Source organism: Legionella nigrisilvae, assembly GCF_977063395.2.
The window spans coordinates 427,442-440,062 of the sequence record NZ_CDRUGZ020000020.1 but is presented as its reverse complement, the minus strand read 5'-3'; the positions used below and the strand labels follow the sequence as shown (position 1 = coordinate 440,062).

Here is a 12,621-nt window from a genome sequence, read left to right as displayed (position 1 = left end):
TTTTACTTCGACTAAGAAAGTATGGCTGTGAGCAATCTGGCTGCTCTTGTTTTTACTATTGGTTTAATATCTACTATTAATTGAGTTAAAAAATCGTTTTGAACTGCTTGATAAAATATTGGGTTTTAAAATTTAATAAGGGAATGGGGGATTCTAATGTATCAATTTTTGTTACTACTGTGTCTTCCCCTCCTAAGTTATTCCAATTTATCGTTTGCTGAAGCTCCTTTGTCTAAGCCTTTGGCTCCTGTTTTTGATAATCTGGGTTCGTTTCATTTTAATGTTTCTACGAACAATAAATCAGCGCAAAAATTCTTTAACCAAGGAATGGTTCTTTTTTATGGTTTTGAATGGGGGGAGTCGGCTCGTTCTTTTAAAGAAGCTATGCGATTGGACCCTCAGTGTGGGATGTGTTATTGGGGATTTGCTTTGGCAACAGGTTCTAAAATTAATGCACCAATGACAGGGCATGAATATCAGGATGCAAAACAGGCAATTGAAAAGGCAGTTTCCCTCAAACAATACATGACGCCCCAGGAAAACGCTTATATTCTTGCTCTTATGGAGCGCTTTAAACATCAACCGCGACCGCAAGAAACTGAATCTTCGGGAACTTTTAGTTGTCATCGCTCCAGCACTAATTTTGATAAATCCTCTTCCACTGAAATGGCTGCTTATGCTGAAGCAATGGAAAAAATTATTGCTCATTATCCTACTGATCATAACGCAAAGGCATTATACGCTTATGCCCTTTTTGAGGTGATTGAATGGAAATTTTGGGGGATCGATGGCAAAGAAAATCCCAAAACAGTCCTGATTGTTAACGCTTTAAAAAATATCCTTGCGAATGAGCCGGAACATATTGGTGCGAATCATTATTTCATTCATGCAATTGAAAGTTCCAAAGAGCCCCAAAAAGCGATGGATAGTGCTAACAGGTTAACCACGTTAGTTCCTGGCTCAGAACATTTAGTCCATATGCCGGCACATATCTACTTCCTTACTGGAAAATATGCTCAAGGAAGTGAGTCCAATCTAAAGGCAATTGATGCATTCAATACGTATAATACTACATGTAGGCAACAAGGGTTCGCTCCTGAGATTAATTATCTTTATATGCATAACTATGATTTTTTAAGAACCACTGCCACCATGGAAGGGCGACAAAAATTAGCACTCTGGGCAGCACGAAAAATGCTTGCACCACCGTTTAATGACTGGTTAAAAAATGAAGCCTCTTTGCAATGGTTTATTCCTATTCCTTACTTTGTTCAGGCGCGTTTTGCTTTATGGGATGATTTACTTAAAGAGCCTAAACCGTCTAAAGAATATCAATATGCTTTGGGTATGTGGCATTACGCTCAAGGGATGGCTTTGTCCCATACACATCAAATAAAACAAGCACAACAGGAATTAACTGAGTTAAAGGCAATTATCGAGCAAGGTCCAAGTAAAAAAAACTTGGAAAAGAATGGAGTATCGCTTTTAAAAATTGCTGCCGCTGTTTTAACTGCTCGTTTAGAGGCTATACAGGGTAATAAGGAAGAGAGCATCAATCAATTGAAGATCGCTTCAGCAATTCAGCATGATATGGGCTACCATGAACCACCAGATTGGTATGTTCCAATAAAAGAGCTGTTAGGTGATGTTTATCTAAGATGGAACCGTCCTTTAGAGGCAATCAAAATGTATGAGGCTGATTTAAAACAATATCCGAATAATGGTTGGGCTCTTTGGGGTTTATCGAACAGCCTGAAAAAAATGGGACGCACAAAAGATGCGGAACAAGTAGAAAAAAAATTTCACGAAGCCTGGAGTGCCGCAGATGTAAAGACGCCACCTAATTTATTTTAATTTTTGATTAGGTTTTATTGTGAGTATGTATAGCGATAAAATAGTGAGCTGCTATTTCTTAGGATTTAATGCTATTTCATCTTCAGGAATTACAATTTGGTTTGTGATTTCGCTGATTCTTTTCTTATAATCTTGTGTCACTTGACTTACGGGACGGTTATATTCAAACTCAATCTCCCATTCTTCGCAGAACTCTGCTATGGCTTCCATGACCATGTTATAGATTTTATCCATTTCATCAAGGCCTGCTTCATCAAGCTCATTATAGTGTTCCTCATCAAAACATTTAGAGACTGTATAAGGTAAACTCGTAAGAAAAGTTGATGCATCAGTTATTGCGGTTTCAAGCTCCTCACTGCCTAGGTGGCATGTTTCAAGATCGTTTAATATTTTTTGTCCATTTCGCCATAGATTAACCATATTTCCATTTATAGCCAGCAATAAAGCTTTTTGCTCTTGAGTCATATCTTTGTTAAAAGTATTGTTAATTTCAAAATTTAATGCACCCAATACTTCTAGTGCTGCAATTAATTTTGTAGGTAATTCGCCGACTGCCTTTTCGCGTCTGTCTTTTAACATTTGATATTGTTCGCGTCCTGCATCCAAAATGCATTTATTGCCTTGTAACGTCATTATTAGATTTTTATAATCAATATTGGTTTCAAACCCATGCCTCTTAATTCTTTCCAATTGAGCCCGATTAGTTCGATATTCTATTAAGTTTTGTTTTACTTGTTGGTTGTTAATAACTGCGTTGATTTGAACCCATTCATCCACTTGTTGGGCTCCATGTAAACGGGGATTATAAGTTTTTGATTCACTGGGATAAGTGGTTAGCACGCAGTCAATCATCTGTGTCCATTTTTTTTGAATTCCAGATAACCGTTCAACTTGTGAAGAAAGCTGATTTAACCTGCTGACCCGATTAAAACAGTCCTCTGCATTTTGGGGCTCAGTTAAAATAATGCTCTTTATTTCTTCGTTTAGGTTCCTCAACCAAGAGGGATGAGAGACCTCTTGAATGAATTGTTTATCCTCATTAGAAAGGAATGGAATTTCCATTTTTCCCAACGACTCTTGCAAAAACTCAGACCACTTTAAAAAATCCGCATTTTTTTCAATGAGGGAATAAAAATCTTGGGGAAATCCTAGTTTTGTTAAATGAAGCGACGCTTGATCTAATGAATGACTCTCGGCGTTTGCTTTAATTTTTTCTTGGAGTCGAATTAATTTCTCCGGAGCATCTAGAGTGAGCTCATCTTCTAAACCTTGAGATAGGGAGTGGCCCAGTGCACCCATTTGTATTTCATAGAACGTATTAAAACTATTATAAATCTGCTCCTGTTTTAGTTTCTCTAAGCTATTTTCTATTGCACCCAATAAGTTATTAGAAAGAAAAGCGTAAATAGGTTTGGATCCAACAGACTGTTTAAAGTGGAGTAAATCGTCCATTACTTTAGATTTTGGAGCGATAGCTTGTTCTACTTCAATGTGCTTTTGAATTACAGTAAGGTAATGTACTTTGAGAATGGTGGCAATGAGATCCCGGCTGGAACGTAATGCAGATAAATCTGAGAGATTCGAATGCTGAAACTGCTCCTCACTTGGGAGCTGCATGTCTCGCTGTAGGTAATGATAAGTCTGCAGTTCCTGACGCAAAAATGCTTCAAGATCTCCCTGATTGTTTACATCAATCAATATCTGCGAAAGTCGTTCATCGCTAATTTGCCTAACAATCTCTTCTGAAAACTCCAGTTTCGTGAGAAATGCTGGCATTGCATCTAGGTTGATAGGGGGATATTGATTTGTAAAATCCCTTTTTAGATATGAGTAGCTGGAATAGATGGATTTAATTATTCTATCAAGCTCATCCGTATTGTCAGCCGCGACAGAAATAAATGCAGACATTTGACGGAAGAGGGTAAGAGGATTCACTTGCGATTGAGCACCAAATGACATTGCATCTTCAAATGATGCGATGGCTGCTGGATTGTATTGTGCTGAGTAGGCTTCGATACCTCCTATAAGTGCGATCTCAGCAAATTCGGCAAGCTGTTTGCAATAGGCGACTAATTCTTCTCGTGACCAAATAGTTAGATGAGTAACCCATCCCTCAAAGTCAAAATTTTCCGCAGCAATAAGAAAATCTTCTCTATCAAGAGTTTCTCTGAACCGATCATGTTGGTTAAGATCGATTGTTAGGTGGATATCTCGATAATGGGGAGCATCCCTTAACTGTTCCATGGTGCTTAATAGAGGATCTTTGCTAAATCGATACCTATTACATAAAGCTCTAAAGTGTTGCTGAGCCACTGTTTGAGATACTTTTGCCTTGATTAGGGTTTCACTTAAATGTTCCAGTGTTGAATTAATTGCTTCTAACTCTTCTTCAACTTTTTTAATGGGGGCGTCGGTCAAAGCTTTTTCAAAGCGGTGTATTTTAGCATCCAGGAACTTGATTATCTCTTGTTGTATTTCTTCAGCTTTAAATTGAGTATGAGACAATCGCAAGGTTTCATTAATTTCAAGAAGCATTTCTCTTTTAATGGAGAACTCTTCCCTTATTTGATTTTCTCTTTTTTGTTCGGGAATTCTCTCTTCAATCTTTTTGAAAATAGTTCTTGCCCTTTCCTCAGCTTTTTCTAATTTAAAAACATGATTTAATAGGCTAGTGTAATTTCCAAGATTTGCTTTGGTAGCTTCCTTGATCTCTTCATGCGTCTTGAGTGTCTGTTGAACTAAATCATCTAATTCTTGTTTTAGTCCCTCAATTTCCGAACCATTTTTATTCTTTAATCTTAAACGCAGTTCCTTTTCAAACTCGGCTACTTCATTTAAAAATGGCTCGTAGTGTTTATAAAACTCTGCTTTTTTGATAGAAAATAATTCTTCCTGTTGGTCGGATTTTTTGAAGTCTATTAATACCTTATCGATGGCCAAGATTTTATTAATGATGGGATTAATTTTCTCCAGTCTTTCTTTTAATAATTTATTTTGCTCTTCTAATAATTTATTTGCAGCTCGCAGGTAATGCTCTCTATTTAGTTTCATTGCTTTGAGTTTTTCAGTCTCCTGAGAAAAGTTATCCATGTCTTTTTCGAGTTGCAGTAATTGAGCGTCTGCTTCTTGCTTTAACTGTTCTGCCTCTTCACTCTGCTCACCAAACATTTCGTGTTTTAATTCACGAATTTTTACAGTGAGTTGAGAAAAACGTTCCAGAATAGTTAAAGAAGAACTGCCTAGTGCCTTTCGATAAAAATCTTCAAGTTTTTTAATCGCTTCATTCTGGGGAAAGGGTTTAAGCTTAAGCTCTTCCCATTGGGTAGTTTCTAGCATGTGGAGAATTTCTAAATTGCTGGTAATGGTAGAAATCAATGAGGCGTTTAACTCTGAAAGCAAACTGGTCTCATCTTCAAAACCGTCTACGATATCCCGAATTTTAATTTTTCTCTTTTTAGGAGCTACCTTTTCAATTTTTTGTCCCTTGGACAACCTGTTTTGCGGGATTTTTTCCAGGTCCTCTAATTGATGAAGGGCATTTAAAAGATTCACATAATCATGGGTTGTTGGGAGCTCTTGTTGAAATTCTTTACGGATAATTTGTTCTACCTCTTGCCATTTTTGTTTTAAGGGTTCGATACTAAGTTCAGTATCCAATCGCTCCTTAATGGATGCCATCTTTTCTTGTGCAAGAGACTGCATCGCAGCATAAGAGGTTTTCTTGCTGTACTCAAAGGATTTTATATCGGTATCAAGCTCAATTGCTCTCGCGAATTTGGGGCCTATTTCTTTTAAAGCTTCTGTAAAAATGGCTTTTTGCTTGGGAAGACGCTCATTTTCAGGGAGTGAGACAAGTGAGTTAATGTCTAATTCTAATTGAGAAAAAATTCTCCAAAGATCTTTCCAAAGCTCATTGACCTCATCCACCTCTAAATCTGAATTTTGATTTGGTCGTTCAGTTGGCATTAATGAAGTGAGAAAATTATTGGCAGTTGCGAGGGGAGAAAATCTTTTAACGAGTCCGTTGAATACCATTTGCTCAAACTTAGGTTGTTTGATTTTTTGAAATTGCGTATTTTTTAAGCTTCGTAATTCGTCGAGAAGAAGTCGAACCTCATCAACGATTTTAAATTGCTCTTCCTTCGACTGTGACATACTTCTTACCCGAAAATGAATTACTTATAATCATATAGTACAAACATTAAGTATTTATTAAGAGCGATACGTTTTTACGGTTTACTGTTCCAACTAACGGCCCATATTTACAGCAATTTCCATATTTCACTCGGTGCTTAAAGTATGTATAAAAGTCTACTGTTGAACTAGAAATTTCTTACCATCGAAAACTGTTTTCAACACTGCAATAAGGTTTTTGGATGAACCAATTTTAAAAAGTCCTCACCTTTGATTTTTAGCAGTTGATCATGGTTTCCCGCATTAAAGACAAGCCATTCTTTATGTGCAAGACTATCGGCCAGATAGACCTCCATATTATAAAGTTCACCTAAAAGGGGTATCGCGCCCACTTCGCAGTCAGTAAATTTGTTTTGAAATTCGAACTCTTTAGCAATTTCTGCTCGTTTTGCTCGGGTCTCTTTTTTGAATAGGTCTAAATTGAGACGGGTATTGGCTGGAATTGCAACCAATACAAATTTGCCATCCAATTTAACCACTACAGATTTAGCAAAATGATTTCCTTTAATATGGGCTGCCTGGGCACATTGGGATGCGGTATATGCTCTAGGATGACTGATGGTCTTATAGGGAATATTATGAGTGTGCATGTATTTTCTAATTGATGGGCTTAACATAGTGGGGCTCCAACAAGAATGGATATGATTAATTATAGAACAATTTCTCTGCCCTCGTTGCTTAAAAAAGGAGCTTATCTACCATCAGTTTTAAATTTGTGACACTATATTTAGCTTTCTCCTGTACTGAGATCACAGGTGATAGGTGTCTGCTAAAAACAAGGAATAGTAATGCGCAATGCCGGTCAACAAAATCAAAGTCCTTTTGATAAACTTGCTAATGAAATACTCTTAATGATTCTTAATGCTCAGAATGAAGATAAAAATTATCTTCTTAACCCTAAAGATATGCTGTCTGTTGCATTAAGCTGCCAACGCTTTAATGGGATAAGTTTAGATGCCAATTGCTTTTTTTCTCCTTACAAGTACAACGATTTTCGACAAAAAGCTTCAGATTATCACGAGTATAAGGAACAACGTCTTACCCAATTGAAAAATATTCAAAGAATGCGATATGAAAAGAATGGGGCATTTTATTGGAATAGAACCATTAGAAGTAGAATGGCCAGTGGATTAGGCTTACTACTAGCATCCCTGATCGCATTCCAGTTTGATATGGACTATGGAGCTTTTTTCCTAACCACTTTAGCTTTATCTACACTGGCGTTGATTATTAACGACCTTCTTTTTGGGTACTTAGAGCGTTCGTTAATTCCATCTGAAGTAAAAAATATTCCCCTTCAATTTTTTGAAGAGGAAATAGTAGGAAAATCTACTTCATTGAGCCAATAATTTGGAGTTTTGTTTTCGTTAATTGAGTTATTATTTTGAATAAGTCATTTGTAATAAATCTGTAAAAAAGTTTAATTTAAAATAAATCTTGATTGATTTTTAGACTAAAATACTTAAAAAATAGCTGGAGTGGTAGTGATGAGTGCAAAGCAAGAAGAACTTAAAAAAGAGATTCAACGATTACTTGATTTAAAGAAAAAACAGGAAGATCTGGGTGTTTTAAATCAAAATGACATGCAAGAGAAAATGAAACTCGAGAACAAGCATAAAGAGTTTTTGCAAATGAGCAGCCAGCAAATGGCAGAAGAATTGAAGAAAGGATTTATGAAAAAAATTGGAGTTGAGAGCGAAGACTCCAGACTTATTCTTGAAGACTATAAAAGAAAATACAGCGAGCAAAGTTGGTATAAAGAACCTGAAGAAAAAAATGGAAAACTCACTTTAAGTTTTCCTTCTGAGGAAGAAGTAGGTGTTTTCTTTGGAGCTCAAGCTAAAGCAAATCGCTCTTTTATTTTGGTTAATGAGAAAAATGAAGTGCTCGCTTATTCCAATGGAGATGGTACTTTATACAATGGAAATGGAAGTGTGTATGAAGGTGGAAAATTCCAATCATCGAATCAACCTCTTAGTGACTTTGTAATGCCTGAAAGAGAGGGCGCTTCAATGAGAATGGGCTCCTAATACAGCAGTCATAAGATCGAAAAGTCAAAAAAACAGGAACCGTGAGGGACACCCACCTTTCCATAAGGGGAGGGCCTGCGACACTTATGCCCACCTTCACTGAACTGTTCAATTAAAGGGTTCTGATAAACAGTATAAATAATACCACGATCGGTATTTTGTGGATTTAAGTTAAGTCCATGTCTTTGTGTCTTATTTTTCTAAAATTTAGGAAGTAAATTGGGCTTTGTTAAGATAGGCCGTTTGCTTTTTTGGTCAAATGATCTTATTTGTTTTTGTGATACGATTGTGTTAAAAACCAACTAATTGCTTTCATAATAAAAGTTCAATCTTTTATTACTAATAGAGATTTTCATGGACGAAAATACTAATAAATCCCTAACCCTTCATGTTTGGATAGTTTGTGCCTTGGGTTTGTTCATTGATGGTTATGATTTATATATCGCTTCAGTAGCTGAACCTTTTATTAATGCTGTGTATCATCCTTCCTCCTTTATGATTGGGCTTACTCAGGCTGCAGCTCCCCTTGGGGCAGTATTTGGCGCAATTATCGTGGGCCGATTGGCAGATATGGTGGGTAGGAAAAGCATGCTCATTATAAATCTGATTTTTTTTGTATTTGTCGCGATTTGTTCGGCCTTTGCTTGGAATATCACCTCTCTTTGTGTATTCCGATTCTTACTTGGTTTTGGGGTAGGTGCGGATTATCCTATTTGTGCAGCCTATTTGGCCGAAATGATCCCACCTCATAAAAATAACCAATTCATTGCAACGGCGATGTTTATCAATTGTCTTGCTTCCCCTGTAGGTGTCCTCGTTGCTTGGTTACTCTTTAAACTTCATCCACAATTGGATGTGTGGCGCTGGATATTTGCCTCGGGCGCGATTCCTGCTGTGGTAGGGTTGTTATTTAGAGCCAAATTACCTGAAAGCTTTTTATGGAAAGTTCATCAACGTTTAAAGCCGTATTCCAAACATACTATTCTTACAAACTACCAATTCATATTTTCTCCTCGAATGATAAAGATTACTGTGTGTCTTTGTCTGTGTTGGTTTTTATTAGATATTTCTTATTATGGAATAGGGTTATTTACCCCCTATGTTTTACAAGCATTTAACTTATCGAGCGAAGCGAGCTTTTTAAGCGCACAAACCGAAGTTTTGAAAAGCACTTTAGTGGTCAATATTTTTGTTTCGTTAGGCGCTTTTGCAGTCCTTTTTTTTGTAAATCACGTACCCCTGATTAAATTGCAAAAAACTGGATTCTTGTTTTCGTTTTTGGGCTTATTAATTCTTAGCATAAGTTACCTCTTTCCCAACACCAGTACGATTTTTGTCGGCTTCATCCTCTTCAATTTTTTTATAAATTTTGGACCAGGAATTTCAACTTATCTGCTGCCTGCAAAAATTTATAATCCTGAATTTAAAGCCACCGGTCATGGACTCGCGGCGGGGACAGGTAAGTTCGGAGCGTTCATCGGCACCGTATTTTTACCTGTATTTCAAGTTCGATTGGGTATCTATCTGACTCTAGCTATCCTGGCAAGCACCGTTCTGCTGGGCTGGTTATTAACAATATATTTAGAAAAGGAAGAAGCTAAATTGGTTACGTTATCAGAACCAATTACTGAAAATACAATGCTAACAACGTCGTAAGGAAAAATATGGATTATCTACTGAGTGAAGAACAATATGATTTCTGGAGCGCGCAGGGATTTATAGTAATACGGGATTTCTTATTTAGTGAGTTGAAGCAGCAACTGCAAACCTGGTGTGATGAATTAACCTCTTGGCCCGAAACACCAGGAAAATGGATGAAATATTTTGAGCAAAATGCGAAGGGGGAGCGCCAGCTTTGTCGCGTCGAAAATTTTATTGATTACCATCAAGGTATGTATGAGGTGGCTAATAGTGCACGTACTTTAAACTTGGTTTCTTCATTAATGGGAGAGAAAGCGGCTATTTTCAAAGAAAAAATTAATTATAAATTCCCAGGCGGAGGAGGATTTAAGCCGCACCAAGATGCTCCTGCTTTTATTAGTTTTAATCAACGATTTCACATTACCATGATGGTGGCTATAGATGACTGCACCTTAGAAAATGGGTGTTTGCAAGTAGTCCAGGGCGGTGCGAATAAACCTATGATTCTTCCTCAAGAGGTGGATGGATCCATCAGTAAAGAGATTGCTGAGACTTTTTCATGGTCTCCAATTGAATGTAGAACGGGGGACGTTATATTGTTTGATTCCTATTTACCCCATTATTCTGAGGCTAATCGTAGCAATAAACCTCGGCGTGCGCTGTTTATCACATTTAGCAAATTTGCTGAAGGTGGGATTAAACGGGACGCTTATTATCAGGATAAAAGAGACAAATTTCCTCCAGACTGTGAGCGTGATCCTAATAAAGATTATTCCGCAGGTGCTGCTATTTATAATGTGGCTAATCCGATTACCGCAACCGAAGTTATGTAAATGAACTCAATAAACCAAAAAATTGATAGGGCATTTCAGTATTTGGGTTGCGCCGAAGACATGGATTACATAGGAGAGTCTGTGTCGCAATTAGAACACGCTTTACAATGTGCTTATTTTGCGGAGCAAGCGGGGCATAATCTGGAAGTTATTCTTGCCTGCTTATTTCATGATATTGGACATTTTATTCCCGGTACCCAACAAAATATGATGGCTGATTTAGGCGTGGTGCATCATGAATGGCTCGGAGCCCAACTGGCCTATTCCCTTGGATTTTCTGCAAAAATTGCCTTGCTTATTGGCAATCATGTAAATGCGAAACGTTATTTAGCAGCCAAGAAAAAGGACTATTATGCACGATTATCTGCGGCAAGTAGGCAAACGCTCATCTTTCAAGGTGGAGTCATGTCGGATGATGAGATGCTTAATTTTGAAACGAATATTTATTTTAAAGATATATTGCGTGTACGGGTTAATGATGAAAAAGCCAAACAAATAGATTTGCAAGTCCCTGCCCTTACTTATTATCGCCCCTATTTGTATAAACATTTTGAAGCCACAATGCGTCCCACGGAGAATTTAGTGCTGCCTGATTTTGTTGATAATACATGGGTAGAGCAATTTAAAGCGTTGCTTGAAAATGACTGTAATGCTGTAAGTTACGGTCAGTTTTAAATATGATTCAATAATGTTCTTTATGAAAAAATATCGACCTATGGAGAAAAAAAAGTTAGAATAATCGAAATCTTTTAAGTCAATAGCCCTGGTTAGTTCAATGGCCAAGAAGGAACATGTACACGCAAACAACTCAAGAAAAAAGACAACTCTGGATTATTTTACTGATCGTCTTTATCAGTTTTATTGGTTCATCTATTGCTTATCCCATTTTGCCGCCTCTATTTTTACAATCGTCAGACCAGTTGATTATTTCTCCCGGGTGGAGTGAAAACAGCAGACGTATTTTACTCGGGCTAACTCTTGCAATTTTTCCGCTGGGACAATTCATTGGTTCCCCTATTTTGGGGCGAAGTTCAGATTTGTACGGCCGCAAAAAAATAATGATGATTAGTTTGGCGGGCAGCACACTGGGTTATCTCCTAACAGTCATCTCTTTTTGGACCAATTGCTTTTGGCTATTATTATTCAGTCGCTTTTTAACGGGATTCATGGAGGGGACTTTTGCTGTTGCAAGGGCACTCGCGTCGGAGCTAACTACCATCAACAAGTATGTGAGTTTTGGCCGGATCAACAGTATGGCCGGAGTAGGTTACATCATTGGACCAATTATTGGTGGACTATTATCCAACTCATCCATCGTCCCCTGGTTTTCGTGGTCTCTCCCTTTTACTTTTGCAGCAATGGCTTCAATTTCCACACTGGGACTTTCCTGGTGGAAATTACCTGACTATAAAATTTTGCACCAACTTGAAAAAGAAAGTATATGGAATAGACTCAACATTATCCGACAATTCAAATTATTATTTCAAAATCACCCACATTTGATACATTTGTTGGTTATAAGTACCCTGTTTACCTTTGCCGTAGATATCTTTTATGAATTTGGGCCAGTTTATCTAGCAGGAAAATGGGATATGTCCCCAGGCATGATTGCAGGGTATAATGCGGTATTATCAGCCGCACTTGCTTTAGGTGCTTCATGGCTCCCACAGCATCTTTCAAAACGTATGCCGATTCATAAAATTATAATTCTGGCGATGATGGCAACCACTTTGATTTTTGCTGCCATGATTGCTTTTCAATATCCTTCGATTATGATTCTTTTTTTTGGACTCCTTGGGTTTAGCATCACCAGTGTTACCACAACCATGACTATACATATCTCAAATCGATCCCATACTACCATTCAGGGCGAAGTTATGGGCGCACAATTAAGCTTGCGGACCTTAGGTGATGCTATTATTTGCTTTGCCGGCGGTTTGCTGATTGTTGTATCCATTATTTTGCCCATTGTTTTATGTTGTATTACTGCATTGGTTGCAAGCATTTTGTGTTTAGCCTACCTAAAACCCACAGTACAAAACCAGCAATCGTATAAGTAAATTATCTTA

9 protein-coding genes are annotated in these 12,621 nt (G+C 37.5%); 7 read left to right on the top strand and 2 right to left on the bottom strand.

The features are described 5' to 3' along the window. The first annotated feature begins 156 nt into the window (after positions 1 to 156). Positions 157 to 1,854 carry a tetratricopeptide repeat protein gene (locus tag ACWTE2_RS10615; protein ID WP_454785342.1) on the top strand — a complete coding sequence of 566 codons (1,698 nt, stop codon included), beginning with the start codon at positions 157 to 159 and terminating at the stop codon, positions 1,852 to 1,854. A 51-nt stretch (positions 1,855 to 1,905) separates the two neighbouring features. Here the strand turns inward: ACWTE2_RS10615 and ACWTE2_RS10610 are convergent, their stop codons facing one another. Beyond that, a complete protein-coding gene (locus ACWTE2_RS10610) occupies positions 1,906 to 6,009 on the bottom strand; it encodes a hypothetical protein (protein ID WP_454785341.1) in 4,104 nt (1,367 codons plus the stop codon). A gap of 197 nt (positions 6,010 to 6,206) precedes the next feature. Then, the gene (locus ACWTE2_RS10605; protein WP_454785340.1) at positions 6,207 to 6,665 is read right to left on the bottom strand and encodes an aminoacyl-tRNA deacylase; all 459 of its coding nucleotides are present in this window, start codon (positions 6,663 to 6,665) and stop codon (positions 6,207 to 6,209) included. Between the two features lie 171 nt (positions 6,666 to 6,836). On the opposite strand from ACWTE2_RS10605, the gene ACWTE2_RS10600 reads away from it, so the two are divergent. The 6 genes from ACWTE2_RS10600 to ACWTE2_RS10575 all read left to right on the top strand — a co-directional run bounded on the left by ACWTE2_RS10600 (position 6,837) and on the right by ACWTE2_RS10575 (position 12,612). Then, the gene (locus ACWTE2_RS10600) at positions 6,837 to 7,397 is read left to right on the top strand and encodes an F-box protein (protein ID WP_454785339.1); all 561 of its coding nucleotides are present in this window, start codon (positions 6,837 to 6,839) and stop codon (positions 7,395 to 7,397) included. A gap of 138 nt (positions 7,398 to 7,535) precedes the next feature. Beyond that, positions 7,536 to 8,078 (top strand): Dot/Icm T4SS effector CegC4, encoded by a 543-nt coding sequence (locus ACWTE2_RS10595; RefSeq protein ID WP_454785338.1) that lies wholly within the window; start codon positions 7,536 to 7,538, stop codon positions 8,076 to 8,078. 354 nt (positions 8,079 to 8,432) lie between these two features. Further along, positions 8,433 to 9,734: an MFS transporter gene (locus ACWTE2_RS10590; protein WP_454785337.1), complete on the top strand. Its 1,302-nt coding sequence runs from the start codon at positions 8,433 to 8,435 to the stop codon at positions 9,732 to 9,734. An 8-nt stretch (positions 9,735 to 9,742) separates the two neighbouring features. Next, positions 9,743 to 10,552, top strand: coding sequence for a phytanoyl-CoA dioxygenase family protein (locus tag ACWTE2_RS10585; RefSeq protein ID WP_454785336.1), 810 nt, complete (start codon positions 9,743 to 9,745; stop codon positions 10,550 to 10,552). Next, complete coding sequence (locus tag ACWTE2_RS10580) at positions 10,553 to 11,227, top strand: HD domain-containing protein (RefSeq protein WP_454785335.1); 675 nt, start codon at positions 10,553 to 10,555, stop codon at positions 11,225 to 11,227. It abuts the gene before it with no gap. A gap of 116 nt (positions 11,228 to 11,343) precedes the next feature. Then, positions 11,344 to 12,612, top strand: coding sequence for an MFS transporter (locus tag ACWTE2_RS10575; RefSeq protein ID WP_454785334.1), 1,269 nt, complete (start codon positions 11,344 to 11,346; stop codon positions 12,610 to 12,612). The last annotated feature ends 9 nt before the right edge of the window (positions 12,613 to 12,621 follow it).